Genomic DNA, 26917 nt, shown 5'->3' with positions numbered 1-26917 from the left:
CCCCCGCTCCCTTGTTTTAAATATGTAGTAGAGGTGTATGAATATGACGTGGACTCAGGTATATAATCCGTTAGATAATATTTGGCTTTCTGCACTAATTGCACTCATCCCCATTATCTTTTTCTTTATTGCTTTAACTCTTTTGAAATTAAAAGGACATATTGCTGCTGGTATTACGGTGCTTCTTTCTATGATTATTGCTATTTATTTTTATGATATGCCTGCCTCAATGATCTTAGGAGCCACAGGCTATGGGTTTCTGTATGCACTTTGGCCCATCAGCTATATTATTATCGGAGCGGTGTTCTTATACAAGCTAACTGTCAAAAGCGGACAGTTTACTACCATCAGACAATCTATTATTTCAATAACGGATGACCCCCGCTTACAAATGCTGCTTGTTGCTTTTTCCTTTAATGCTTTTTTAGAAGGGGCAGCGGGATTTGGAGCTCCAATTGCCATTACAGCAGCGCTTTTAGTTGGACTTGGGTTCAAACCGTTAAAAGCAGCGGCGCTATGTTTAATTGCTAATACAGCTTCAGGAGCGTTTGGCGCCATGGGGATTCCTGTTATTGTCGCAGGACAAGTATCTGGCATAGATCCAAAAGAAATTGCTCATTTTCTTGGCACGCAGCTTCCGATTATTTCTTTTCTTATCCCTTTTTTACTTGTCTTTATTATGGATGGGATAAAAGGATTAAAAGACGTATGGAAAGCAACGAGCATCACAGCCGTTTCCTATGCACTGACACAGTATTTAACTGTTACATACATCGGCCCTGAACTTCCAAATATCACATCTTCTATTGTGAGTTTACTTGCTCTTGCTTTTTATATTAAACGAACAAGCCCGGCAGCAGCTAAAAGCTTCAGCCTGTCACCAAAACAGATTTTAAAGGCTTGGTCTCCTTTTATTCTATTAACGATACTCGTTACGGCTTGGAGCATTTCTTTTGTCAAAAAAATGCTTGAACATATGAACCTGCTTATTAACGTCCCATTTTTACACAATCACGTAATTAAAGCAGCGCCTTTAGTAAAAGATCCTACGCCTTACGCTGCTATCTTAAAAATAGACGTATTTGCAGCAACAGGTACAGCGATTCTTATTGCTTGTATCCTTTCAGTTTTCTTGCTTAACGTATCGCCAAAAGTGGCATGGACCACTCTTTTAGAAACCGTAAAAGAATTATCAAGACCTATTATTACTATTATGATGGTCATTGCTTTTGCTTTTATTTCAAATTATTCAGGACAGTCTTCTACACTTGGATTGGCGCTCGCTACATCAGCCGCTTATTTTCCATTTTTATCTCCATTTCTTGGCTGGATCGGCGTATTTCTAACGGGGTCTGTCGTATCAAATAATGCGCTGTTCGGCAACTTGCAGCTAACTACAGCTCAGCAAATTAATGTCTTGCCAGTTATTCTCGTAGCGGCCAATACTGCCGGCGGCGTGATGGCTAAAATGCTTTCTCCTCAATCAATTGCCGTCGCTGCCGGAGCAGTGGGACTGGCTGGAAAAGAAGGTGAACTGTTTAAATACACGCTCAAATACAGCATGGGATTTTTGATACTAGGAGGGTTGGTTACTTTTTTATTGGCTTGGTGGTTATGATAAAAAGCGCTAAAAAGCTGTTATTACCGTGTTTCTTTCATTTAAACAAACGTTTGATTATATAAAAAAGTCCCCAGTTAGCGCTGGGGGTTTTTTTATTCCGAAATAAGTAAACCTATGTTGCCAAATTGTTTCCCTTTATCTAATCGTTCGCAGGCTGCAACTGCCTCTGACAGCGGATAGAATCGATCGACGATTGGTTTAATTTGATGTTTCTCTATAAAATCCATCATGTCCACGAATTCTTCCTGACTTCCCATAGACGTACCAAGTATGTTGAATTGAGGATAAAAAATGGTTCTTAGAGGTAGTTCAACTTCATTTCCAGAACTTGCACCAAAATTAACAATTCTTCCATTTGGCTTTAATATTTCAAAATAAGCAGGAAATAAAGCTGCCCCCACACTATCAAGTATGATATCTACTTTTCTATTGTTGGTTTCTTCTTTTAGGTTGCTTCCGCTATCTAATGCATAATTCGCTCCATGCTTTAGAGCTTGCTTTCTTTTTTCACCACTTCTAGAAGTGACTGTTACGTTAGCTCCGATAGCTTTTGCGAATAACAATCCATAGGTCGCGACTCCGCTTCCTATACCGGGAATAAGGAGGTGCTCTCCTTTTTTTAATTGGCCTTTTGTAAATAGAGCTCTATAAGCAGTTAAAGCGGATAATGAAAGAACTCCCGCCTGTTTCCAAGATAGATAAGATGGCTTTTGTACAACGTTATTCGCTTGTATGATTACATACTCTGCAAATGTTCCATGTGATGGACCGCCTAAAATTTTAGGTGTAAGTGGAACGTGTTCTACACAATCCCACTCTAGACTTGGATTAATAATTACTTCCATTCCTTTTTTTAAACCTTTTACGCCTTCTCCCAATTCTTCTATAATGCCTGCACCGTCTGAACCGGGGATAAACGGCTTATCTCCTTTGCCTCGATTATTCATAACGAATAAATCTCTCCGGTTTAAACCTGCTGTTTTTAGTCTTACTTTTACTTCTCCTCTTTCAGGGAGCATCTCCTGAAGATTTCTGTACTTCATGCCTGCTATTCCACTTTTTTCACTATGTATAATACCTTTCATCATTTCGCCTCCTTTTAATCTACTCTACTAAAAACCTCAAAACCCAAAAAGAAATATGCCTAAAAAAGGAAAACAAACTTTTAGAATCGATCTTTCACTGTTTTATCTTTATTTTTCTGTATCGTAAAGGTATTAAGCTTCTTTTATTACATTTTTGTTACAAACAATCTTTTTTTGAAAAAAAGATTAAAAAGTAGAAAGAAACGCCTGAAAACGTTGATAAATCAACCTTTAACTGGTAATTCCCTTACTATAACTAGTTTAGAAACTAGTAAAAAACTAAAAAAATTTAAGAAAAAAAGACAAAACACTTTCTTTTATTACAAATTTATTGTAATATAAATGTAACAAAAGAAATATAAAACACATAATTGTTACATAAATAAGGTTAATTAATTAGGAGTGAGTTAGAAATGAAAAAAATTGGACTAGTTTTATCATCAATCGCTATTTTCTTTACACTAAGCACTGGAGTTACAGCACAAACAACATCTACAACACTAACGGATGCAAATGCTGTCAAAATTGCAGCTAGTGCCAGCAATCATTTCTGGAGTGCTCTGCACGGTTATAAAAACAAACCATGTACAGAACGTACATTTGAATATAAAGGAACTGAGTACGTGTATCTTTGCCCTGAATTTGATACAAAAGCTGAGCTATCAAGCTACTTATCTGAGACATTTACAAACAGTGCAGTAGAAAAAGGATTAACAAATTACGGCTATATGACATATAACGGCAAACTTGCACATCCAATCGGCGACGGATTCAGCATGTTAGAGTGGTCAAAAGCAAAAACAAAGCTTGTGTATCAAACAGCAACAGTTCGCTCTTATGAATTCACAGTTCCAACTGTAGATGGCGGCAGCGTAAAACGAACTGTCACATTCTATAAATCTAGTTCTCAGTGGAAAGTAAATAAATTTGACGCTGTTCAATAATAAAAAAAGCAGGCCTGCTTGAGCAGACCTGCTTTTTTCTTTTTGATCGATAACATAAATAAAACTTCTACTTACAGCGCTCTAATAGCTGTAAATAGAAGTTGAGATCACAAGTTTAAGTAAATCAAATTTTGTCGAATCCTGTAGAAACAGTGATAAGTTACGTTTTATATTACAGGCTAAATTGCTTATTGTCAACATAATTCAGCAAAAAGATAGGGCAATATATTCAGAGCATAATAAAGACATTAACTTGGATTTTGTTCATGTTCCTCTGGGTTATCATGTACAGGATGAGCGCCTGGAAATAATCTTTGCGCTTTTTCATGAAGATTTTTGTTTTCATAATTAAATGCGCTATACGTTCGCTGCCCTTCTTCCCATGAAGTAGATTTCCCCAGTTTTTGATTAACAGGAGAGCCGAAAGGACCGTCTGGAAATTCTTCAGCGGTTATATACTCATGGCTTTTTTCTACTGTAGAGAACTCATCATACGATGGTTGCTTGTCTTCTTTCAATGATTTTACCCCTTCTTTCTAGAAGATTTTCTACTAGTATGCACACTTCTTTGTAAAAAACCCTCTTAAATTAGTCTAAATCAGGGTATGATAACTATACATTTATTTTTAAAAGGAGTTGAACAGCTTGGAACCTAGACCTCAGAAAGGAACTTTTTTCCGAGAGAAAATCTTAAATAATAAATTTGTTGTATATACAATTATTATTTTTATTCTCAGCATGACTATTTTTTCGTTATCAAAAATCGGATTTATTTTAATTCCTATCTCTATTTTTATTAAAACAATCGCACTGCCGATTATCTTAGCAGGAATTTGCTTTTATTTATTTAATCCGCTTGTTGACTTTTTAGAACGAAAAGGTGTAAAACGAATTATTTCCATTCTTGTTTTATACATAGTGATTATCGGCGCGTTAGCCATTATTATTTCATCGGTTATTCCACCTCTAAAAAATCAAGTTGACCGTCTTATTGATAATATCCCAGAGCTGACGCATGACGTTCAGCATGCGGTGACGAACCTTTCGAATAACCGATATGTCGAACAAGGTCTTCAGTCGGCTAACACGGACCTAGATAAGATTTCAAAAGATGCATCAAAACACTTGAGTAAATATGTTTCTGGATTTTCAAGCGGTATTGTGAACTTTGTCGGCACCATTACAGAAATTATATTATCGGTTGCCGTTTTACCCTTTATTCTTTTTTACTTGTTAAAAGATGGGAAAAATTTACCTAATTACATTGTAAAACTGCTTCCAAACCGCTCTCGTTCTGAAGCTAAATTCATTTTAGCCGACATGAACCACGCATTAAGCGCATATATTCGCGGGCAAATTTTTGTTGCGATTTGTATAGGTGTACTGCTTTTCATTGGCTATCTGATTATTGGGTTAGATTATGCATTACTTCTAGCGATTATCGCCATGGTAACCAACGTTGTGCCTTACCTTGGTCCTATTATCGCCATTATTCCAGCCATTATTATTGCGTTTATTACCTCTCCTTTCATGCTTGTAAAACTAGCCATTGTCTGGGCAGTTGTTCAATTGCTTGAAGGTAAAGTAATATCTCCGCAAATTATGGGAAGAAGCCTAGACATTCACCCGATTACCGTCATTTTTGTCATTCTAACCGCCGGAAACTTATTCGGAATCATCGGTATCATTTTAGCCGTCCCTGGATATGCCGTTTTAAAAGTTATTATTACGCATATTTACCAATTCATCCGTTTGAATTCTACTATGTATCCAGATAAAAAAGCATAATAAAAAGCCCATCGATTTTCGATGGGCTTAACTTTTTACTTTTGTTCTTCTTCATCTTCACGATCAAACCAAAGGAGCTCTTGATCATTTTCATCTCCATTATAGTTGATGAGAATTTCTTCTCCTGCTTGGATATCCGTATATGCATAAAAATCAAAGGTATGATTGTCAAAATTAATTTCATACGTAGCATTGGGTGTATACGAGTGATTAAACAGCATACCGTATCCCAAAAGAATAGCCGTATGATTCACTCCATATTCAAAAGCATAATCCGCTAGTGTTGTTTTCTCAATAAAATCATGCTCTTTATTAGGATAAGCGATAACAGGAGCTTCGTGAATAAGCGTTCCTTTTTTAATATCTTGCTTAGCAAATACACCCCTGTTAAATTCTCCGTCGCTTATCGCAGACGCTTTTATTTCGATCATATTCGTCACCTATATATTCTTTCCTCTAAGATTTTTTTCTTCCTTAAGCTTGACAGTTTCTAATGGGGAAATCAACTGTTTTTCATAACCACTTGAATATAAGCTGAAAGAGCGCTTATCATGCACACTTGTGTAAGCACTTACCTTGTTAGAAACTCGCAATTTGATTTTATTTTAGACATGGAAAAGCAATGACCTTGCGCATAGCGCTTTTTTGAGCCATTCAACATGTGAAGAATCGTTTTTCTCTGTGATATAATCGTTTATGCTGCTTTTTTATGTTAATCTATCACTCTTATTACCAAATTTATCTCATGTTAGAAAGAAGGTTTTAAATGAACTTAAATCATGACAAAGAGGGTGTAACGTATGCAGTCCTTTCTTATCTTATGTGGGGGCTCACGCCAATTTATTGGAAGCTGGTCCACCACGTAGCACCGGGGGAGATTTTAGCTCAGCGCGTTTTTTGGTCTTTTATTTTTATGCTTATTCTTTTATTGATAACAAAGAAATGGCGTACATACATTACGTTTGTAAAAGAAATAATGAAAAAACCATCCTTATTCTGGGCCCTTTTTACTGCGTCTGTACTTATTAGTGCAAATTGGGGCATTTTTATGTGGGCTGTCATTGATGGAAAAATAGTAGAAGCGAGCCTTGGACAATATATTAATCCCCTAACAAGTGTTTTATTAGGTGTTATTGTCTTAAAAGAGAGATTAAGCGGGGCTCAAATTTTTTCATTTATACTAGCAGCGATCGGGGTATTAACACTCAGTCTTCATTATGGTGTGGTTCCTTGGATTTCGCTTAGTTTAGCTCTTACTTTCGGATTATATGGTTTGGCAAAGAAAAAGATTAAAGCTGATTCAACAATCGGATTAACTCTTGAAACGATGGTCATCTCCCCTATTGCATTAGCATACATAGGCTACCTCACGTTTCAATCACACTTGCAGTTTTTTGATTCTTTTTCAACAAGTCTCTTGTTAATCGGAAGTGGAATGGTCACAGCTCTACCACTCTTATTATTCACAAAAAGTGCTAAAAAAGTATCATTATCAATGCTTGGTATTCTTCAATATATTTCACCAACCTTATCTCTGCTAGCAGGAGTAATTCTGTACCATGAATCGCTAACAAAAGCTCATGTTATTGCTTTTAGTTTGATTTGGTTAGCTCTTATTGTTTATACGTTTTCATCTATTGCTAAATGGGGGAACAAAAAATACATAAAAAATAAAATGGAAGCCTAACAGAAGCATACATTTTCTTACGTATTATTTCTAAACAAATTGGGCTGAAAGGAGCGAGCGATATTTATGAAACAAATCATTGACGCTCATATTCATCTCGATCAATATGAACCGAAAAGCTGGAAAGACATAATAGAGAAGGATCCTTCGTTACAAGCGCTTATTTCTGTATCTTCCACATTACAGTCTTGCCAACTTAATCAAAAAATCAGCCAATTGTATTCCTGTGTGAAACCTGCCTACGGATTTCATCCTGAACAAATGCTGCCTTCTTCAAATGAATTAGCGGAGCTGTTTGCCTGGATTGATCAAAACAATGAAGAAATGATAGCTGTTGGGGAGGTAGGTCTACCTTATTACTTAAGTCAGACCTATACTCTTTCTCTAGAGCCCTATTTGGAGCTGCTTGAAGCTTTTATTATTCATTCAAAAAAATGGGGAAAACCATTAATTCTTCACGCTGTATATGAAGACGCTGAAATTGTGTGTGACTTACTGGAAAAACATTCCGTGTCTAAAGCTCACTTCCACTGGTTCAAAGGAGCTAAAAAAACCGTTGAACGAATGAAAAACAACGGTTACTATATTTCAGTTACACCTGATATTGTATATAAGCCTAAAATCCAAGCGCTTGCCATGGAATACCCTCTTGACTACTTGATGGTCGAAACAGATGGTCCGTGGCCATTTGAAGGACCTTTTCAAAACCAGATAACGGTTCCATCAATGATACATCAGTCCGTTGAGGAAATAGCACGTCTCAAAGGAGTTTCTGAAACGGAAGCATATGATTTTTTATATCAAAATACGTCTTGTTTTTATAATATCTCCATATAAAAGGCCTTTCCCTAAGGAAAGGCCTTTTATATCTAAATTCGTTTCACAAGTTTTACGATTAGCACAATCACTGCAATGACAAGAAGAATGTGAATGATGCCGCCGCCAATATGAAAAACTAATCCTAATAACCAAAAAATAAATAAAAGTCCAATAATCGTCCACAACATAATTTTTTCTCCTTTTTTTATATGTAGTATTTGTTATAATTTTATATTTCCCTAAATGTGCATAAATAAACGTATTTCATATACATCTTTTCACTGAGGAAGGTTCACATAATGTACAAAAAGCAATCATGTTCTCTGTGGTAAAATAAGTATGTAATCTTATTTCATTTAAACTATAGCGGAGATGATTAACTATGACGTGGATTGTATTACTTTCCATCATTCTTGTAAGTGCACTCAAAATATTAATAACGTGTCTTCCAACTCCAGTGGTCAAATGGCTTATGACTAAATTTCAATTACACCCAACACTTGATGACCAAAGCGTTACTGTCACAGTTGATGGGAAACATTTAGAAGGCAAAGACAAAATGCAAGTGATTGATTATTTTAATAAAGCAACATTTTTAAAACAATATTATGTCCATGACGGAAATAAGGACTATTATAAACACCTAGAAGACAGTGAAACTCCACTGGTTATCGATACGAAAAAAGGAAAAAAAGATGTTCGATTATGCGTATACAGTTATGATGATCATGTCGATGTCGTAAAACAGTATAAAAAGAAAATTATTGCTTACAGCCTGCTGTCTGATCACCTTCAAAAGCAGTCCATAACAGCTGACCTAGCTTAAACCAGTCGCCTATAAGGCGGCTTTTTTGGTTTTTAGTTTTAGTTTGAAGCTATCTTATTTAAAAATACCAAACTTTAACAGTAATTCTAATGCTATAATGTAAATTAATATAATTTTCTAACTCTTATAAGAGGTGATGGATAATGCTTTCTTTGTTAGGGTTTGGAATGATTGCGACTTTTCTATTTCTTGTCATCAGTAAACGCTTGTCCGTGGTTGTTGCTTTTATTTTTGTCGCTATCCTCTTTGGTATAATTGGAGGTTTTAGTGCCCATATGGGCGATATGATGATGAATGGTATTTTAAAAGTAGCTCCTACGGCCATTATGATCGTTTTTGCTATTTTATATTTTGGACTAATGATTGACGTCGGTTTATTTGATCCTATGATTTCTCGTGTCCTAAACATTGTGAAAGGCGATCCTTTAAAAGTCGTAATGGCAACTGCCGTTATTACAATGCTTGTTGGCTTGGACGGAGACGGCTCTTCTACATTTTTAATTACAGTTTCCGCCTTGCTTCCTTTGTACACAAAACTGGGAATGAACCGACTAATACTGGCTTGTGTTATTAGTTTAAGCGCAGGTGTTATGAATATGATTCCTTGGGGAGGTCCTCTCGTAAGAGCCGCAGCAAGTTTGCAATTAGAAGTATCAGATCTATTTAACCCTCTTATTCCAGCTATGGCAGCGGGATTGATGTGGACTTTATTTTCAGCATATCTACTCGGAAAGAGAGAGAAAGCGCGCTTAGGAACCATTCATTTAAAAGGTTCATCAATGGCTTTTGCTGAACAGCTTTCAGTTCATGAGACCCCTGGGAAGCCACCTAGACTCTTTTGGTTTAATGCCTTATTGACACTGTGCTTAATGACTCTCTTGGTCGTAGACATACTCCCTATTCCTATTTTATTTGCTATTGCTTTTGCCATTGCTTTATTTGTTAATTTTCCTCATCCAAAAGAACAGCAGGAAAGAATCTTAAGTCATGCAAACAGCTTTGTAATGGTTAGTACGTTGGTTTTTGCAGCCGGAATCTTTACAGGCGTTTTTACAGAAACAAAAATGATGGATGCCATGGCTAATACCATTGTCAGCCTCACTCCTGAATGGCTGGGCTCTCACCTTCCCTTAGTTGTAGCAATAACGAGCCTTCCTCTTAGCTTTGTATTTTCACCTGATGCTTATTATTTTGGCATTTTACCTGTTATTAGCCATACAGCAGCTAATTTTGGTGTAGACCCTGTAGAAATAGGACGAGCAGCTTTATTGGGACATTCCACAACTGGGTTTCCCCTATCTCCTTTAGTACCCGCTACTTTCATTCTGATTGGGCTGGTTGAAGTAGATTTCGGGGAGCATCAAAAGTTTCTTTTCAAGTGGGCCTTTGGAACAACTATTGTGATGACAATTACAGCCATTTTAACGAATGCTATTTCCTTTTAGACTCTACCATAAAAAAGGAAGCCGACTACCATAAGGCAATCGGCTCACACATGTAGGATATTGATTTAACACTAACAAAGTACAACACAACATTAGTAATTATATAATATATTTCATTATTTTGAAAGCGATTTCATAGATATTTTTAAAAATATTTTGTTATTTGTTTTTCGTAGAAAAAAACCACGTTTCAGCCAATTCGAAACGCGGTTCTTTTCTGTAAGGACTTGCCCTACAGGCTATAAATGTAAGTACGCTCATTATAGCATGAGCTCTTATCTAGATTCTATGGTAATTACTGTATAATATCGTTACATTACGACCGGTTGTATTTTTCTGTCCATGTGCAGCGTATTCCATGGCTCATCCTGTTCAGCAAGCCTTTCGATAAAATCTTGTGAAGTCCAGAATGGAATAGCCCCCGGTAAAAAAGGATGAGTATGCAGATACAACGTGTCATAAAAATGACTTTGAGCAAATTGTTCCACTGCCTTTAACAGCTGCTGTCCAATGCCTAGACGCCGGTATGCTGGATCGACATAGCATTTTACAATCTCGGCTGCAGTTTTATGTTCATATCGCTTTTTTAATGCATGAAACCTTCCATCGTAAGCGTATAAACCAATTGTTCCAATTACTTGTTGATTTTCCGTGACAGCTGCAAAAAAAGCAGCGCCTTTCGCTTGAACATAATATTCATTAAAATGAAGCAAATCCACAGGAAGCTGATTTTTTTCCATCATAGGAAATAGCTCATTCCGCATATTCATGACAAACTGAATCACTTCAGCATCCTTTTCTTTTACTTCTTTAATTTGATACATTGGTACTTCTTGCACGTTTACTGTCACATCCTTTGATCTATCATTGTATACTTTCTCTTTTTCCTATAGGAACAACACAATATTGACTATGGCGTTACGTCTAAATGCTGAGTCAGCATATAATACTCGCTTGGATTTGTGGTCCAGTTTTTCACCTTTTGATTATAAGCAACAACAATGTTTGGATGTACAATCGATGACGTCAGCATTTCTGCATTAATCAAAGCGGTTGCTTGCTTAGCTAACTGATCTCGCTTTGCGTCATCTACGGTTAAATTTAACTGCTGAATCATTTTTGTTAGCTTCTCATCATCAATCCGGCTGGCATTTAAACCACCGCCCGGCAAATAGTTCGTACTTAAATAATAGCTTGCATCTCCTCTAGGTGCAGTGATAAGACTGTACAGTGCTAAATCCCAATCGTCTTTTGCCATTACATATTCATCGCTGTCCTCAACGAGATGAATCTTAATAGTAATTCCTAACTCTTTCGCATTAGACTGTATAAGCTGAGCAATCAAAGGAAGTTCTGGCAGAGAGCTGTATGTGACAAGAGAGAGCGATAATGGCTTTCCATTTTTGATTGTTTTGTCATTTTTAATTTGATAGCCTGCTTTCTCTAAATATTTTTTAGCAGATGGCATACCTCTTTGCTCATTAGCATTATTATCAGCAAAAGGAAATTGGGATAAAAATGGACCTCGAGCTGCTGCCGCTTGATTGTTCATGATGCTGCTGACAATTTCTTTTCGGTTCAGTAAGGTATCGATAGCTTTTCTTACATTTTCGTCTTTTAATGCGTCATTGGTTTGATTATAAAGTAATAAATGTGTACGCACACTGGGTACTCCACTTACCTTAAAAGACGGATCTGTTTGTAAAGTGCCCAAACTTTCTAAAGGCGGACGATAAATAATATCGGCTGTTCCGGACTGAAGAGCCGCAACTCGCGCATTAGCATCTTCGTTAAATGCAAAGATCGCATTTTTCAATTTTACTTTCCCATTCCAATAATGTTCATATCTTTCTAACTTCACTTGATTTCCTTGATCGAAAGTCAAAACTTGAAATGGACCTGTGCCAATAGGCTTCTTAGCTATATTAGAAACATCAACATCTATAATAGCTGTGTTTGGATGCACTAACTCAGAAGGAAATTTAGGCATTGGTTCTTTTAATGTAATTGTCAGCGCATGACCGTTCGCTTTGATTTCTTTAATATTTAAAGCGTTTTTCATCGCATAACTTTGATCTATCGTTCTTTGAAGAGAAGACTTAACGGCATTTGCATCTAGCGCTTTACCATTTTGAAACGTAATATTCTTTCTTATCGTAAATGTCCACGTAAGACCGTTATCTTCCGTTTTCCACTTTTCAGCAAGCCAGGGCTTTATTTTTAAATCATTGCTGATTTTAACAAGCGTCTCCCCTACTCCCGCACGAACTGCTGTATAATTATCATCCGTATGAGGATCAAGCGTTGCAGATGTAAAATTAAATAAAAACGTCACACTTTTATCCGTTTTCTTTCTTTCTTTTATACTTATGCTCTCTTCATTAGGAGCGCAAGCAGTGAGGCAAAGTAACACAAGAAATATCATAGATACGAGTTTTTTATTATTTATCATTGATTTTTCCACCTTCTATTTTAATACACAAAAAAAGCACTTCTAAAAAGAAGTGCTTGTCTTCAAAACAAATTCAGATAAACGTATCCCTTGTTTATCTTATTTTTGATTCTGCCAAAACACCTCCCTATCCTCGTAGGTTATTGTGTGCTGCGATTTATGGCAGGTCTCCTGGCTTCAAGTCATTGCCTTATACCGCCTTCCCGTCTCTAAATAGACAGTGGCTTTTTGACATAAGGCTCCTTGTTACAGTGGCGGGACCGCTCCGGATTTGCACCGGATTCCCTTTTAAGGCAATTGAAAAACAATTGCCACCATAAAAACTGGTTATTTAATTTAGTAGCGTGCTCTTGAAACTCTAGAAGTAGAAGCTGATGGTGAAACATCTTCATCATCAAATCCAGTAGCAATAACGGTTACCATCATTTCGTCCTTTAAATCTTCATTAATCACGGACCCAAAAATCATATTTAAGTCCTGATCAGAAGCAGACGTGACAATATCTGCTGCTTCCTGTACTTCGTAAAGACTCAGGCTGCTGCCGCTCGTAATGTTCAACAGCACGCCTCTTGCTCCATCAATCGATGCATCTAGCAGCGGACTAGAAATCGCTTTTTTCGCTGCTTCAATTGCCCGGTCTGATCCAGAAGCTCGTCCGATACCCATAAGCGCAAATCCTTGATTAGACATGATTGTTTTTACATCAGCAAAGTCAAGGTTAATCAGCCCCGGAACAGCGATTAAATCTGAAATACCTTGAATACCTTGGCGAAGAACATTATCTGCTTCACGGAATGCTTCAAGCATAGGCGTCTTTTTATCGACAATTTCAAGCAAGCGGTCGTTTGGAATCACAATAAGGGTATCTACCGATTCATTCATCGCAGTAATACCGCCTACTGCTTGCTTCGTACGTTTATTTCCTTCAAACTTGAACGGGCGAGTGACTACTCCAATTGTTAAAGCATTTAGTTCACGGGCAATTTGGGCAATAACCGGAGCTGCTCCAGTACCGGTTCCTCCGCCCATGCCAGCTGTTACGAATACCATATCTGCGCCTTGCAGTACTTCTTGAATTTGTTCTCTGCTTTCTTCGGCTGCTTCTCTTCCCACTTCTGGATTAGCTCCTGCACCTAATCCTCGCGTTAAGGCCGCACCAATCTGCATTTTCACATCTGCTTTAGATAAGTTAAGCGCCTGAGCATCCGTATTAACGGCGATAAATTCTACTCCTTGTACACCGTGTTCAATCATACGGTTAACGGTGTTATTTCCTCCACCGCCGACCCCAATTACTTTAATTCGCACTAATGGCGATACATCTGCATCAAATCCAAACATTCTAAGTTCCTCCTCAATGATCAAAATTACTTTCTCTTATTATCCGAAAAAACACGTGAAGAACCTTTTACTCCTATGTTTAACGCGTAACTGTTCTTTTGTTTTACAGATTTTATACACTTCTCTTTTAACCTTTAAATCTTTACATCTTTATGTAAATTTATTGTTGTTCTAAAATTAGTACGCCGAACTCTTTTATGGTTTTTCCACTCAAAATGGCATATAAGCTTATTGTATCATTCATTTGACAGATGTCTGTATTTAATTTTGAGTAAGATGTGACTAAGAGAATAATATTTTTATAGACAAAATGAGAAAAAGCCCTTAGAAATAAGGGCTTCTCTAGATAATAAACCGTTTTATAATTTCCCAGTTAAGAATTGAGCCTCTCCCATGCCAAAGCTCCAGTCAGCATTACCGTTTTCAACAATCGAAATCATAATGTCGTTTGGCTGAATGCCGCAACTCTCTCCAAGCTCTTTTACAATTAATCTGTAAAGTGCTTGCTTTTGCTCTTCTGTTCGCTGTTTACTCGTTACACTTATAATAACCAAATCCTTGCTTCTCTCAAAGCCAAGACCTGTATCTTCAATAATCATTTCATGAGCAGGATGCTGATGTACAATTTGATAACGGTCGCGCTCCGGGACGCCAAAGGCTTCTAGCATCGCTCGGTGAGCAGCGTCTAGTAATGTTTTTAACTCTTTTTCATCTCTTCCTTCTATTACATCAAATCTAAGTAATGGCATACTAAGTAACCTCCAGCTTTTTGTCTAATATATTATTGCCTCATCATATCACAACTATCATTTGTAAAAAAAAGATATGCTATTCACAATGTGCTCTCTAGTGAAAGAGACCTCAAATGCTTCAATAAAAGCTCAACTTAACAAAAAGAAATGAGCAGTATAACGGCTCATTTCATTAGTACAAAAACATTTATAATAAGAGCTAAAATACATACAGATACAATGGCAATGAGTACGTTCATCACAAGGTTTTGCGAGGATGTTTTGGCTTGTTTTTTCATATCAGCCCGACTCATCTGTTGCTTTTCATGATCACTTTTAGACATCACGTAGCCTCTCCTATTCATCAAAATGTCAGCAGTGTGTAAATGATTTTTGAGAAACCTTGATCCAGTTCTTTTGTATAGACAGCAGCACATGCAGGTTATCACCAGTTATTTTAGCATGTTTTGTCAAATAAGTGGACTATGTAGCGCTTCAATTTATTATTCACAGCCAAATATATTTAAATTCGTTGCTTTTCTCTTCTTTTCTCGCTATTGTTTGAGAAGAAGGATAATTAGATACGATAAAGGATGATACGATATTGAATAACCATACGCAGCTGCCTCAGTATATCTACACATACGCATGCAGCGAAGAGGAACTCTCACTATGTCAATTAGAGAGACGCTCTCTTTTTGAAATTGAAACTGAGAAACCTATCATAAAAAGTGCCGTTAAACTTGATCCAAGCAGAAGCCCTTTTATCAAAGAGCGATTAGATATTATGTATGAATCAGATGACCTTGCAGATATTTGTAAGCAAGTAGAAGATATTGACCTCGGAGACAAAACATTTAAACTCATTTTTATGAAAATTAATGACTTGGAAAAAGATCAAAAAATAAGTTATAAAGGTCAGCGTGCTATTGAACGTGATGTGGGTTGGCATTTTGTAGCAGAAGCAGACTTGCATAACCCTGACCATTTGTTTGGCATTGTTCCATTTGAAGGACGCTGGTATTTTGGGAAATATCAAAAAAGCGAAGCAGTATGGCTGCATCATTTGAAAAAACCGCGTGAATACTCTACAGCACTCAGTACCCGCCTTGCAAGAGCTGTAGCTAACATTGCCGTTCCAAACCCCGAAGGAATCAAAGCGATTGATCCATGCTGCGGTATCGGTACAGTCCTTGTAGAAGCCCTTTCAATGAGCATTGATATTGTAGGACGCGATATCAATCCACTTGTGACTGACGGATCTCGTGAAAATATTGCGCATTTCGGCTTAAGCGGTGATGTCAAAACTGGACCGATTTCAGATGTTACAACTCACTATGATGTAGCTATCATCGACATGCCTTACAATCTCTACACCCACGCGACGCCTGAAGATCAGCTTTCTATTTTAAAACACGCGCGCCGCTTTGCGGATAAAGTAGTCGTGATTACAGTAGATACGATTGACCATATGATTCATGAAGCGGGCTTTTCTATTTCAGATCGCTGCGTAGCGCGCAAAAGCGTTTTTTCTAGACAAGTAGTTGTATGCGAATAAAAAAGACACCAGTCTAACAGGCTGGTGTCTTTTGATTTACCACTCTTTAGGTTCATAGTCTAATTCTTTGAATAGCTGCGTACGCTCTTTTTTCGTTAAATCTCTCCATTGCCCAACAGGTAAGTTATTTAAATGGATATTCATAATACGAGTGCGCTGAAGGCGGTACACTTCATATCCGAGCACTTCACACATACGGCGAATTTGACGATTTAAACCCTGTGTTAAAATAATTTGAAACTCATACTTAGACAGCTGTGTCACTTCACAAGGAAGCGTTTTTGTGCCTAAAATTTTTACTCCCTCAGACATGTTTTTGATAAACTCTGGTGTAATTGGCTTATCTACTGCAACAATATATTCTTTTTCATGCTTGTTTTCTGCACGTAAAATTTCATTAATAATATCGCCGTCATTTGTAAGTAAAATTAAGCCGTCTGAATCCTTATCAAGTCGTCCAACGTGGTGAATACGCAAAGGGTGATTGACTAAATCAATGATGTTTCCCTTTACTTTTTTTTCACTCGTACTTGTAATGCCGACTGGTTTATTAAGCGCAATATATACATTATTTCGAGCAATCCGAAGCTGTTGTCCGCTTACTCGAATATCATCGCCAGGCTTAACTTGATCTCCGACTTTTGCAACCTTTCCATTAACGGTTACTCTTCCTTCACTAATTAACTTATCTGCCCCGCGTCTTGACGCCTTTCCAGATTCGCTAATAAATTTATTCAGTCTCAGGTGAATCACAACCTTACATTTAAAAATTTTAAAATTTGTCTCTTCTATTAGAAACAGACATATGCCAATTTCTATACCGTCCCTATCGTAACATGCTATACGCTTCTCGTCTTCTTTTAATTTCATTACTTAATCATATTTTTTTAACAGTAATAGAAGTATAGGTCCAAAATACTTTGTAACCTTATTCTTAACATTTCAATCAATGCTTACACCTGTGAAACTTGCATCAATCTTTACTTATATACAAGACCTAGACGTCTGGATTGACTGATCAGTATAGAGTTGCTACCATTATACTGACCGATCAACTAGTAATTATATCAGGGAGCTGTTTTCATGGAACCAACCAATTCAAAAGAAAAAATTTTAAGCGCAGCTGCTAAACTTTTTCGCAAAAAAGGCTATCACGCCACCAGTCTAAGTCAAATTACAAAAGAAAGCAGCGCTCCGAGAGGATCTATTTATTATTATTTTCCGGATGGAAAACAACAGTTAGCAAAAGAAGCTATTCAAAAAACGGGAGAAAGAGTCAAAGCTTATATCGAAAAATCCCTCGCTTCTCATGAAGATGCCGCGTCAGCTATTCAATATCATATAAAACTGATGGCTGATCGAATGTTTGAACAAGTGGAAAATGAAGCGGATATCTCTCTCGCTGCTATGTCGAGTGAAGTATGGTCATCAAACGAAACGCTTCGCATGACCTGTGAAGCCGTGTATAACGAGTGGGAGCAAGTTTATGCAGATAAGTTAGTTTGTTCAGGTTATGAACAAGAGGAAGCAAGACAGCTAGGTTCAGCTATACAGTCTTGGATTGAAGGGGCTTATACTCTTTCATTAACTAAAAATAGTACAGTCCCTATGCAAATTGCAGCTGACCAAATTGGCAAGCTGTTTGCAAACAAAAATTAATTTAGTAAAAGGAGGTCACTTATGACACAAACAGAAGAAAAAATGAGTACACAAAGTAAGCTTATCCTTTTCATTTTGATTCTAGGGAATTTTTTATGCTTAATTAGTGAAACGGTAATGAACGTGGCCTTGCCAAGTATCATTTCAGATTTTCACATTAGAACGAGCTCAGCTCAGTGGTTAACTACCGGATATATGCTTGTAATCGGCATCTCTGTTCCGGTGTCTGCTTTCTTAATTCAACGATTCACATTAAGACAGCTGTTTGTGACGGCTATGAGCTTTTACTTAATTGGGTCCTTCATTGGATTTACTACTCCCTGGTTTTCTCTGCTTTTTGTGGGCCGTATGATTCAAGCGTTAGGGACAGGCATTATTTTACCTCTTGTGATGAGCACAATGTTAACACTCGTGCCTGTTAGCAAACGCGGCACCGTAATGGGAATTTTTAGCGTAGCTATTTTATTTGCACCGGCAATAGGACCTGTTCTTTCAGGATTAATTATTCAATATTATTCGTGGCAAATTATATTTTTAGGTCTTTTAATTGCAGCAGCGCTTATTTTCCTATTTGCTCTTTTCAAGCTCAGTAACGTTTCTGAAACATCTAGACCAACAATTCATATCCCATCTGTGATTCTTTCTACAATTGGGTTTGGAGGAGTTGTTTATGGATTTAGCGCAGCTGGTGAAGAGACGGGATGGAGTAATCCTATCGTATGGCTTACGCTCATAATTGGCGTCATAGCTCTTGCTTTATTTGTCAGACAGCAAAGCAAGCTGAATTCTCCTATGATTAATATGAAGCCTTTTAGATCGTCTGTGTTTTCAAAATCGATTTTCTTAATGTTTCTTATTATGATGATTCAGTTTTCAATGATGTTAATTTTGCCGCTATACTTCCAAACGGCTGCGGGACTGTCTCCTTTGCAAACAGGGTTTCTTATGCTTCCAGGCGGCGTAACGCTGGCTCTAACAGCTATGGTGGGAGGACGTTTGTTTGACAAAATCGGATTTAAACCGCTGCTTTTAACGGGCTTAGTCCTTTTAACAATTATCTTAAGTTTGTTCACTACTATTTCAAGCGGAACAAGCACGACGACTGCAGCCATCTTATACGCAGCCTTTACAATTGGCGTAGGTTTAAGCATCGGTCCCGTGATGACGCTTGCTTTAAATCAAGTGCCAAAACCGCTTCATGCCCACGGTTCAGCTATTTCAAATACGATTAACCAAGTTTCAGGTGCGATTGGACCCGCTTTGTATACAAGTATTATGACCATGGCTTCTCAGCACTTTATTCAACAATCAAACGAAACGAATAAAACGCTGTTACAAATAAAAAGTATGACAAGCGGGGTCCATACCGTCTATTATGTAGCCATCGCTTTCGCCGTCGTTTCGTTCCTGCTCGCTCTTACGTTAAAGAAAAAAGACCAGCAGCTCGAAACGCAATAAATAAGAAACTGATAAGAGCTGCTCATAATTTGAGCAGCTCTTGTTACATGCAGAATTTATATTACAAATGTAAAAGCAATCATAGATACTATTAAAACAAGGATAACAACACTTTTCTTTCTTTCCGTTTTCCATGCTTCAACAGCGCCCACGATACCGCCAATAGCTAAAATAAAAGTACCTATAACGTGGAGAGGCAGCAGAGATAATACTCTACCTAAACTCGCCATCACTCCTCCAATCAATATAAATCCTGTTGTTGCAATAGATTTTAAAGATATTAAGTCTCGTATCGCTTCTTTTTTTTCAGTTTTACTCAGTTTACAGTACTCTACTATACTAAAAACAGCGGGTGTTCCCCATAAAATAAAGAAGCTAATCAATCTATCCGTGTCTACACTCACTGTTCATTCACCGCCTTTATCAATCCCTTACGCTCAGTTCCACCATTTAACAAATAGTTATATATTATTCTTGCTTCAAGGATCCTCCAAAAGAAAATTGATGGTAATCATCAAGCTTATTCCAATACCCTATGCACTTTACGTCAGGCTCATCAGTAGCTAACGCTTCTTTATTAGTTCCTTTATAAGGAAGAAATGCCGTTAACTTCACCTTTTGTTTTGGCTTGATATTTAATTTATTTCCTTCTGCTAACACCTTAAATTTATTATCAGAATAACCGTTTTTCATTTTTAAGGGATAGGATAAAAATACATTATTTTGTTTGATGGTCAAATCGCTCTTGTTTACTAATTCCATTTCATATGAAATTCCTTGCTTCATTTTTTGTTCTTTGATTACGTTAATACTTATCTTTTCTAGTTCTCTTAAAGGAACGTTGTCTTCTTCTTTTGAACACCCGACAAATAAGATGGCTAAAGCTAATAAAACAAGAATTCCTAACTTTCTATTCAAAAAACAATCCCCTCTCTAGTAACAAAGATTATTTTACAATTATAACTCAAAAAAGTTATTTAATGGAAAAATACAATTAAAAAAGCAAACCGTCATTGGTCTGCTTTTTTAATTGCTACGCATAGGTAATGTGTTGTTGTGCGAAAAACTTTTCGATAAGGAGTTTGCCAACTATATGTATATCGTAACAAAAGAAAAAAGAACGCGCTGTGAGATTTGTCACTCCTTCTTTCAAAATAATCTAACCGGATACTTCCTATTGCCTTACGCAAAAAGAGCAGACCGCAAACGCGACCTGCTCTTTTCACATGCTAGATATGGGTAATTTGTCCATGCGTGAAAAGCTCTTCAATAATAAGGGGTTTATCACTACACTTATAGAATAACAAAGAAAAAAAGACGGGGCTGTGAGATTTATCACAGCCCCATCTTTTTTATCCAACTAGCTTATTAAATTGTACACGTTTATTAATTGCAGCCATAATTGGTGCTCCAACAAGCATAACAATGAACTCACCAACAGCCGTTGTTAACCATGTAAAGAAAAATGGTAAATCAAATGCTAAGTGCAGTTCAAACGCAATAATAAACATCGTGAACGTAAATACAAGTGTATTAACAAGCATACGAGCCCACATATTTTTAATGTAGCGCATAGAAAAAATGGTAATGAGTAATGATAGCACGGATTGTCCTACCCCAAACACCAGATCATAAGCGACCATTGGTGAAAAAAACAAATTCGTCAGAAATACTCCTAGCACAATGCCGTACACGTACTTTTTATTAAACACAATTAAGTGATTGAACATTTCCGATATACGAAATTGGATATTGGTGAAGCCAAACGGCTGGATTAACATGCTGACAGCAATATACATAGCAGCTAAAAGACCGTTGACGCAAAGTGTTCTTATATTCATCTTACTATTCTCTCCTTAGTTTTTTAACGTGGGATGGTTACGAACCACGTAAACACTCAAAGAATCATACAGCAAGCTTAAGCTTTCGTCAATCTAGCTGTTTACAAACTACTGCTGCTTTCTATATCTTGCATATTGACTGCTCTTTTTTCTTACTTTCCTTTAGTATAAAATAGAAGACGTATCAGTATACATATGTGACATCAAGTAGTTAAGCCTTTTGATTTGAAATACGAAAGGATTTGTAGCGATGTTAGATAATACAGATAAGCGCATACTAGAAGAACTATCAAAAAATGGACGTATGAAGATGAAAGAATTAGGAGAAAAAGTGCATTTAACCGGACAAGCCGCTTCTGCTAGAGTATTAAAGTTAGAAGATGAAGGCATTATCAAAGGCTATACAATTAACATTGATAAACGAAAACTCGGCTACATCATCCATGCATTTTTAAATATCTATACGCAGAGCATTCATCACCACCCCTACCTTACATTTTTAGAAAGTCAGCAGGAGCACGTTATCAACAACTTTAAAATCAGCGGCGATGGCTGCTACTTATTAGAATGCAAATTTCATTCAAATGAAGAACTAAATGATTTTTTGACAGAGCTAAATCAGCATGTGAATTACAAACTTTCAATCGTCATTAACAAATAAATTTTTTTGAAAAATTAAGGTATATTAATTTATGAAAATGGTAATCCTAATAACGTATTCCCCCTATTCCAATAAATTTGAAAATCCTTTGCATCGTCGCAAAGGATTCTTTTTTTATGTAGGAAACCGCCTTCTATTTTTTGAAAAGTTGAACATCTCTCATAGCGTTGACATAGCGGTCAGAGGTTTATATAATCGGTGACATCGAAGCATAGAAAAGCCGGATCAAGACCTATACACGTATCGTAATTCTTCGTCTTAGAAGTTGATCAGTTTTATAACTAGACAATTTCTAAGACGTTTTTTATTTTATCATTTGTGAAACACTATTAAAAACAAGATTACACATGAAAATATCCTAATAATCAAGGAGGTTTGCATATTGAAAACAATCTATAAAGACATCATCTTAATTATTGTTGGAGCACTTTTAGTTGCTGCATCCATTGATTTTTTCGTCATTCCAAATAAATTAGGTGACGGAAGTACAGTTGGTATTGCTCTTGTTTTATATTATTTATTTCATATCCCTACAAGTATCAGCACATTTCTTGTAAACCTTATATTTATTGCCTTAGCCTATAAATTTCTAACAAAAAAAACGATTCTTTATACGATTCTAGGAGCCGTCATGACGTCCGTTTTCCTCGGTCTAGTCAGCTATATTCCTTTTCACGTTCACGACATGATTTTAGGAATTGTATTCGGGGCTTTACTAATGGGAACAGGACTTGCTCTCATTTTTATCGCAGATGGATCTACCGGTGGAACAACGCTTTTAGCTTATTTATTAAACTATACAAAAGGCTATAATATTTCTAAAAGCATGTTCTATATGGACAGCGTCATTATTTTAGCATCGGTTTTTGCTATTGGCGTCAACAACACACTCTATACTTTTATATTCGTCTATCTTTGTGCCAAAATCGTAGATGTCGTTATCGAAGGTTTCCACAACAAAAAAGCAATGACGATTATGTCCGATCAATACAAAGACATAGCACAAGTTATTACCAGTGAATTTGGAAATGCAGCCACCATCTTTTACGGATACGGATACTACGCCAACAAAGATAAACGCATTATCTACGTTGTTATTAAAAAGAACGAGTTATTAAAAATTAAAAAGAAAATCCAGCAAATTGACCCGAATTCTTTTATTGTCATCCACGAAGTAAAAGAAGTTGTCGGCGGAAAATTTGGATTTATCGGCAATTCGCCTCATGAAACAAAAGCCGCTGCTAAATAAAAAATCCACCTCTTGGTGGATTTTTTTATGAAAAAACCGTTAAGAAAAACGAAAAGATACCTGCTAAAAAGTAAACCGACCCTAACGCAATTGCTCCTGTAACGACCGTAAATACACTTAATCCGATAGCCACCTTCATTTTCATCCACATCCCTTTTTAGATTAGTAGTATAAGTATGTCCAAGAATAGAAGATTTATAACTATGCCATCCTATTTATTTCATATATCGATGTAACAATTGTCTATTCAATGTGTTCTAAAACCACCCCTGGCGACATAATGTATAGGAAGGATTTCATATACACATCTTTGTATCACACATATCATATGAAATTAGGTGAGATAAAATGGTGGCTGTCCACTTTTTTGAAAACAGAAAGCTTCTATTAAGCCAGTTGAGGGAAAACATTCCTTCTACGGGTGATGATTTAAAGATTAAAGGACGAAAAGGAACCGTCGTGCTTGTGAATGACATCGATGAAAAAAATGTTCACGTGGAAGTTGCTTTAGAAAAAGTAGTGAAAAAGAACTTAGCATTAGATAACGCTAAAAAGAAAAGGAGATAAGCGTAAGCTGCTTATCTCCTTTTCTTTTTAATTTATATACGAATCGTCTGTATCTGTTGCTTCCGTTTCCAAAAAAAAGAGACTCCTAAAAAGGAATCTGCAGCAAAGAGCGATATCATCGCCTGAATATTAATACAAGCTATATTTTAACATATAAAAACATATTTTACAAAAATAAACTATTATTTTACGCATAATTATTTTTTTTTCGAGGTTTTTCAACATTTGAAACCCATTTCTTATATAGAGCTTTATTTATTTTTCAGGCCAAATTTTTGCATCCGCCTCTAATAACCACTTATGCTCTTCTTCCATAATACGGTCTGTCCACGGATTATTGTCGAGATGGCGAATCATCCAGCAGAAGTACATCGCATAGCCAGGAGCCGTTGCTTGAGGATGATCCAATTCACCAGGAATTGTAATAAAACTATTATCAACTACACGGTACGCATCTTCTCCAACCATTGCGCAGCCAAATCCTTGTGGCTTGTCAAAACGATAGTAATACACTTCGGGCTGGTCATGATGATGAGGCGGATAACTCGACCATCTTCCTGGATAAGAAATAACTTCTCCAATAACAAGGTTAGAGTAAGGAGCGTTATTGTAGTCAAAAATTGTTCGGATTACACGCTGAGCAGTACCTTCCCATACTCCTTCACCAGCCACTGTGTTTTGACAATCTTCGGGCGTATATAATTTTGATGAAAACTCTTTTTCATTATCCGTTTTTTGAACTAGTACTTCACTATCGGCAAGTCCGGTAATTTTGACCTCCACATTTTTTGAAACGTGCAAACACCAAGGCTCTTCTTCAAATAGGGACTGGCGCTGAATTTCTTTCGAATGGCCTTCCCACTCTAGCTTTATCTTTCCTTCTAGTAAAAGAATAGCGGTTTCACTGCTGCTGTCTAGTAAAGTTTCCTCTTTTCCTTGGGCCATTTTATAAATCCCAATATCCATCAGCATATCTTTGTGCTGACCGGTCATTTCTGTAAGTACGTTGTATCCGTTATTTAATTCACCTAATTTACCTAGCATGCTTGAATTCCTCCTTTATGTAGTAGCGCGATAAGAATTTACTAATTACTCATTTTTCTTCATAGACTCTCTAAATTATTTTAAATATGTGACTATGAGGATTTTTTATTAACGGCAATATTCTTGATTGTGTTCAATTATTTGTAGATGCTGTGGCTTCCCTTCGTAACGGAGCCGTTGATTTCCGAACAATCAATTTTGGCTCAAGAAGCAAATGTTCTTTATGCATCGCTGGATATTTCATTTCTCTAACCAGCAAATCCACTACGTTTACAGCCATTTCTTTTGTCGGCTGTGCTACTGTCGTCAACATGGGCGTAATGGTAGTAGAAAGAACCGTATTATCAAAGCCAATCACTGATAAGTCTTGCGGTACATCAATTTTGAATTCTTTTGCAGCTTGGATAACTCCGATAGCCAGTAAATCGTTACAAGCAAAAATAGCCGTCACTTTCTCCTTCATTGAAAAAATTTGCTTAGCACTTTCATATCCTTTTTGAATACTTGCTTCGGTCGTAATAACGTGCTGAGGCGGCACGATGATTCCATTTTCTTGCATAACGTCTCGAAAAGCATCTAAACGGGCGTGATTGCTTTTTGCATTTTCTGTAATAATCGCAATTTTTTTATGATGCAAAGACAGCAAATAATCAGTCGCTAAATAGCTCCCTTTGTAGTCATCCACTGTCACTGTATTAACGGATATGTGAGGAATTTCTGAAGCAATAACGCTAATCGGTATATCTTGCTTAAGCATATTTTTTAAAAGATTAGCATTGCGAAAAGCAGAAGCTACAATTAAACCGTCGATTCTCTGACGTATTAACAGCGATAGATACTTTTTCTCTTTTTCCGCATCGTTATCGGTATTGCACATTACAACATGGAAACCTCGCTCATGACTTCGGTCTTCTATGCTTCTTGCCAAATCGGCAAAAAAAGGGTTGGAGATGTCAGGTACGAGAAGCCCAATCGTTTTAGTGGGTTTTCCTGTTAAAGCAGATGCTACGACGCTTGGATGATAATTCAACTGCGCCATAACCTCAATTACTTTTTGTCTTGTTCTTTCACTAATATGACCGGTTTGATTGATGACTTTTGATACCGTAGAAATTGATACACCTGCTTCTTCAGCCACACTATAAATGGTTGGCTTCATTTCCTCTCCTCCTTTCCTTTCATAAACACATAAAAGGCGTAAAATCTTTTACAATGGAAATTAAAGACCGCTTTTTTCTTTAATAAAGTTTCTTGCTTTTAACGCATATTCAAAAGGATTAGCAAGGGCTGGATCCTGTTCTGCTTCTACGACAAACCATCCGTTGTAATCCGAAGTGGCAAGCGTAGTAAATACTTCATCAAATTCAATAGCTCCGTCACCTGGAACAGTAAAGGCTCCTTCTTTTACCGCTTGCAAGAAACTTAGGTCTTGTTCTTTGATTCGATCAACTACTTCTTGACGAATATCCTTTAAATGAACATGCTTAATACGGTGCAGATATTTTTTTAAGATATAAAGAGGTTCTGCTCCTGAAAAGACAAGATGACCGGTATCAAATAGCAGCGAAACAAGCTCCGGATTGGTAAGCTCCATTAGCTGCTCAATTTCTTCTGTTGTTTGTACACCTGTTCCCATATGATGATGATAGACAATATGCATATCTTTTTCTCGTGCCAGTTTCCCAAGATGGTGCAGGCCTTCTGCAAGTCTGCTCCACTCTGTTGGCGTGAACACAGGCTTTTCTTTAAATAAAGGAACATCCATCAACCCTTGAATGCTGTGCCCTTGTTCAGACACAACAATTACTTTTGCTCCCATTTCGTATAAAAAATCGCGATGTTCAATGAATGGCGTTACCGTTTCTTCCAGCGGCTTTGTTGTTAAAAATGTACTAAACCATGCACTTGCAATTTCCAAATTCCGAAGCGATAATGCCTTTTTTAAGATTGAAACATTTCGCGGATATTTGTTTCCGACCTCACTTCCTTTAAAACCGGTTAAAGCCATCTCACTGATACACTGTTCGAATGTATTTTCAGCTCCCAGTTCAGGCATATCATCATTTGTCCAAGCAATTGGAGCAATCCCCAGTTTGACCGTATTTTCCTTGAACATCTCTTCCTCTCCCTTATATGAAATT

The 26917-nt window shown here is 36.9% G+C and carries 29 protein-coding genes and 2 riboswitches; of the genes, 13 read left to right on the top strand and 16 right to left on the bottom strand.

The window, feature by feature from the left end; genetic code table 11:
- Positions 1–37 precede the first annotated feature (37 nt).
- Entirely contained in the window at positions 38–1618 is a 1581-nt protein-coding gene (locus ACFX4W_RS03335) for a lactate permease LctP family transporter (RefSeq protein ID WP_043981682.1), read from the top strand.
- Positions 1619–1713: 95 nt separating this feature from the next.
- Here the strand turns inward: ACFX4W_RS03335 and ACFX4W_RS03330 are convergent, their stop codons facing one another.
- Positions 1714–2706 (bottom strand): zinc-binding dehydrogenase, encoded by a 993-nt coding sequence (locus ACFX4W_RS03330; RefSeq protein WP_043981681.1) that lies wholly within the window; start codon positions 2704–2706, stop codon positions 1714–1716.
- 413 nt (positions 2707–3119) lie between these two features.
- Here ACFX4W_RS03330 and ACFX4W_RS03325 point away from each other — a divergent pair, with 413 nt between their 5' ends.
- Positions 3120–3650, top strand: coding sequence for an IseA DL-endopeptidase inhibitor family protein (locus ACFX4W_RS03325; RefSeq protein ID WP_043981680.1), 531 nt, complete (start codon positions 3120–3122; stop codon positions 3648–3650).
- 248 nt (positions 3651–3898) lie between these two features.
- Here the strand turns inward: ACFX4W_RS03325 and ACFX4W_RS03320 are convergent, their stop codons facing one another.
- Positions 3899–4168 carry a hypothetical protein gene (locus ACFX4W_RS03320; RefSeq protein WP_043981679.1) on the bottom strand — a complete coding sequence of 90 codons (270 nt, stop codon included), beginning with the start codon at positions 4166–4168 and terminating at the stop codon, positions 3899–3901.
- 127 nt (positions 4169–4295) lie between these two features.
- Here ACFX4W_RS03320 and ACFX4W_RS03315 point away from each other — a divergent pair, with 127 nt between their 5' ends.
- A complete protein-coding gene (locus ACFX4W_RS03315) occupies positions 4296–5438 on the top strand; it encodes an AI-2E family transporter (RefSeq protein ID WP_013081622.1) in 1143 nt (380 codons plus the stop codon).
- Positions 5439–5473: 35 nt separating this feature from the next.
- Here the strand turns inward: ACFX4W_RS03315 and ACFX4W_RS03310 are convergent, their stop codons facing one another.
- Positions 5474–5869, bottom strand: coding sequence for an SET domain-containing protein (locus ACFX4W_RS03310; protein WP_377559234.1), 396 nt, complete (start codon positions 5867–5869; stop codon positions 5474–5476).
- Positions 5870–6204: 335 nt separating this feature from the next.
- Here ACFX4W_RS03310 and rarD point away from each other — a divergent pair, with 335 nt between their 5' ends.
- Together rarD and ACFX4W_RS03300 are read left to right on the top strand one after the other, a co-directional pair.
- On the top strand, positions 6205–7125 hold the full coding sequence (rarD, locus tag ACFX4W_RS03305; protein ID WP_043981678.1) for an EamA family transporter RarD: 921 nt from the start codon (positions 6205–6207) through the stop codon (positions 7123–7125).
- 66 nt (positions 7126–7191) lie between these two features.
- Complete coding sequence (locus ACFX4W_RS03300) at positions 7192–7962, top strand: TatD family hydrolase (RefSeq protein WP_043981677.1); 771 nt, start codon at positions 7192–7194, stop codon at positions 7960–7962.
- Positions 7963–7994: 32 nt separating this feature from the next.
- Here ACFX4W_RS03300 and ACFX4W_RS03295 read toward each other — a convergent pair whose 3' ends face one another.
- Positions 7995–8132 carry a lmo0937 family membrane protein gene (locus ACFX4W_RS03295; protein ID WP_013055244.1) on the bottom strand — a complete coding sequence of 46 codons (138 nt, stop codon included), beginning with the start codon at positions 8130–8132 and terminating at the stop codon, positions 7995–7997.
- 194 nt (positions 8133–8326) lie between these two features.
- Here ACFX4W_RS03295 and ACFX4W_RS03290 point away from each other — a divergent pair, with 194 nt between their 5' ends.
- Together ACFX4W_RS03290 and ACFX4W_RS03285 are read left to right on the top strand one after the other, a co-directional pair.
- Positions 8327–8770 (top strand): YfmQ family protein, encoded by a 444-nt coding sequence (locus ACFX4W_RS03290; protein WP_043981676.1) that lies wholly within the window; start codon positions 8327–8329, stop codon positions 8768–8770.
- 143 nt (positions 8771–8913) lie between these two features.
- Positions 8914–10215: a CitMHS family transporter gene (locus tag ACFX4W_RS03285; RefSeq protein ID WP_043981675.1), complete on the top strand. Its 1302-nt coding sequence runs from the start codon at positions 8914–8916 to the stop codon at positions 10213–10215.
- Between the two features lie 311 nt (positions 10216–10526).
- Here the strand turns inward: ACFX4W_RS03285 and ACFX4W_RS03280 are convergent, their stop codons facing one another.
- From ACFX4W_RS03280 to ACFX4W_RS03260, 5 genes are all read right to left on the bottom strand, one after another.
- Positions 10527–11054: a GNAT family N-acetyltransferase gene (locus ACFX4W_RS03280; protein ID WP_052500341.1), complete on the bottom strand. Its 528-nt coding sequence runs from the start codon at positions 11052–11054 to the stop codon at positions 10527–10529.
- 71 nt (positions 11055–11125) lie between these two features.
- The gene (nikA, locus tag ACFX4W_RS03275) at positions 11126–12667 is read right to left on the bottom strand and encodes a nickel ABC transporter substrate-binding protein (RefSeq protein WP_043981674.1); all 1542 of its coding nucleotides are present in this window, start codon (positions 12665–12667) and stop codon (positions 11126–11128) included.
- 144 nt (positions 12668–12811) lie between these two features.
- Positions 12812–13001, bottom strand: a riboswitch (cobalamin riboswitch).
- Positions 13002–13003: 2 nt separating this feature from the next.
- Positions 13004–14008 carry a cell division protein FtsZ gene (gene ftsZ / locus ACFX4W_RS03270; RefSeq protein WP_013055240.1) on the bottom strand — a complete coding sequence of 335 codons (1005 nt, stop codon included), beginning with the start codon at positions 14006–14008 and terminating at the stop codon, positions 13004–13006.
- Between the two features lie 359 nt (positions 14009–14367).
- Positions 14368–14757 carry a tautomerase family protein gene (locus tag ACFX4W_RS03265; protein ID WP_013055239.1) on the bottom strand — a complete coding sequence of 130 codons (390 nt, stop codon included), beginning with the start codon at positions 14755–14757 and terminating at the stop codon, positions 14368–14370.
- A 167-nt stretch (positions 14758–14924) separates the two neighbouring features.
- Complete coding sequence (locus ACFX4W_RS03260) at positions 14925–15083, bottom strand: hypothetical protein (RefSeq protein WP_013055238.1); 159 nt, start codon at positions 15081–15083, stop codon at positions 14925–14927.
- 260 nt (positions 15084–15343) lie between these two features.
- Between ACFX4W_RS03260 and ACFX4W_RS03255 the strand changes: the two genes are divergently transcribed.
- Complete coding sequence (locus tag ACFX4W_RS03255; RefSeq protein ID WP_043981673.1) at positions 15344–16297, top strand: TRM11 family SAM-dependent methyltransferase; 954 nt, start codon at positions 15344–15346, stop codon at positions 16295–16297.
- A 36-nt stretch (positions 16298–16333) separates the two neighbouring features.
- On the opposite strand, the gene rluF is transcribed toward ACFX4W_RS03255, so the two are convergent.
- Positions 16334–17041, bottom strand: coding sequence for a 23S rRNA pseudouridine(2604) synthase RluF (gene rluF / locus ACFX4W_RS03250; RefSeq protein ID WP_025601719.1), 708 nt, complete (start codon positions 17039–17041; stop codon positions 16334–16336).
- A gap of 339 nt (positions 17042–17380) precedes the next feature.
- Between rluF and ACFX4W_RS03245 the strand changes: the two genes are divergently transcribed.
- Both ACFX4W_RS03245 and ACFX4W_RS03240 read left to right on the top strand, forming a co-directional pair.
- Entirely contained in the window at positions 17381–17956 is a 576-nt protein-coding gene (locus ACFX4W_RS03245) for a TetR/AcrR family transcriptional regulator (RefSeq protein WP_043981672.1), read from the top strand.
- A gap of 21 nt (positions 17957–17977) precedes the next feature.
- The gene (locus tag ACFX4W_RS03240; RefSeq protein ID WP_043981671.1) at positions 17978–19414 is read left to right on the top strand and encodes a DHA2 family efflux MFS transporter permease subunit; all 1437 of its coding nucleotides are present in this window, start codon (positions 17978–17980) and stop codon (positions 19412–19414) included.
- A gap of 56 nt (positions 19415–19470) precedes the next feature.
- On the opposite strand, the gene ACFX4W_RS03235 is transcribed toward ACFX4W_RS03240, so the two are convergent.
- From ACFX4W_RS03235 to ACFX4W_RS03225, 3 genes are all read right to left on the bottom strand, one after another.
- Positions 19471–19818, bottom strand: a complete 348-nt coding sequence (locus ACFX4W_RS03235; protein WP_162215209.1) for a hypothetical protein — start codon at positions 19816–19818, stop codon at positions 19471–19473.
- Positions 19819–19882: 64 nt separating this feature from the next.
- Complete coding sequence (locus tag ACFX4W_RS03230; RefSeq protein ID WP_043981669.1) at positions 19883–20332, bottom strand: hypothetical protein; 450 nt, start codon at positions 20330–20332, stop codon at positions 19883–19885.
- Between the two features lie 434 nt (positions 20333–20766).
- On the bottom strand, positions 20767–21255 hold the full coding sequence (locus tag ACFX4W_RS03225) for a QueT transporter family protein (protein WP_013081607.1): 489 nt from the start codon (positions 21253–21255) through the stop codon (positions 20767–20769).
- 9 nt (positions 21256–21264) lie between these two features.
- Positions 21265–21309: riboswitch (PreQ1 riboswitch) on the bottom strand.
- Between the two features lie 196 nt (positions 21310–21505).
- Here ACFX4W_RS03225 and ACFX4W_RS03220 point away from each other — a divergent pair.
- The 3 genes from ACFX4W_RS03220 (at position 21506) to ACFX4W_RS03210 (ending at position 23732) form a co-directional block, all read left to right on the top strand.
- The gene (locus tag ACFX4W_RS03220) at positions 21506–21916 is read left to right on the top strand and encodes an Lrp/AsnC family transcriptional regulator (RefSeq protein ID WP_043981668.1); all 411 of its coding nucleotides are present in this window, start codon (positions 21506–21508) and stop codon (positions 21914–21916) included.
- Positions 21917–22298: 382 nt separating this feature from the next.
- Complete coding sequence (locus ACFX4W_RS03215; protein WP_013055229.1) at positions 22299–23165, top strand: YitT family protein; 867 nt, start codon at positions 22299–22301, stop codon at positions 23163–23165.
- Positions 23166–23513: 348 nt separating this feature from the next.
- Positions 23514–23732, top strand: a complete 219-nt coding sequence (locus ACFX4W_RS03210) for a hypothetical protein (RefSeq protein ID WP_013055227.1) — start codon at positions 23514–23516, stop codon at positions 23730–23732.
- Positions 23733–23987: 255 nt separating this feature from the next.
- Here the strand turns inward: ACFX4W_RS03210 and ACFX4W_RS03205 are convergent, their stop codons facing one another.
- From ACFX4W_RS03205 to iolE, 3 genes are all read right to left on the bottom strand, one after another.
- Positions 23988–24776: a 5-deoxy-glucuronate isomerase gene (locus ACFX4W_RS03205; protein ID WP_043981667.1), complete on the bottom strand. Its 789-nt coding sequence runs from the start codon at positions 24774–24776 to the stop codon at positions 23988–23990.
- A gap of 133 nt (positions 24777–24909) precedes the next feature.
- Positions 24910–25935 carry a LacI family DNA-binding transcriptional regulator gene (locus ACFX4W_RS03200; RefSeq protein WP_043981666.1) on the bottom strand — a complete coding sequence of 342 codons (1026 nt, stop codon included), beginning with the start codon at positions 25933–25935 and terminating at the stop codon, positions 24910–24912.
- A 60-nt stretch (positions 25936–25995) separates the two neighbouring features.
- A complete protein-coding gene (iolE, locus tag ACFX4W_RS03195) occupies positions 25996–26892 on the bottom strand; it encodes a myo-inosose-2 dehydratase (RefSeq protein WP_043981665.1) in 897 nt (298 codons plus the stop codon).
- Positions 26893–26917 lie beyond the last annotated feature (25 nt).

Origin of the sequence: Priestia sp. YIM B13489, from assembly GCF_042787645.1 — a bacterium.
Lineage (GTDB): Bacteria > Bacillota > Bacilli > Bacillales > Bacillaceae_H > Priestia > Priestia megaterium.
The sequence above is the reverse complement of the archived record's forward strand: the minus strand, read 5'-3'. Positions and strand labels throughout refer to the sequence as shown.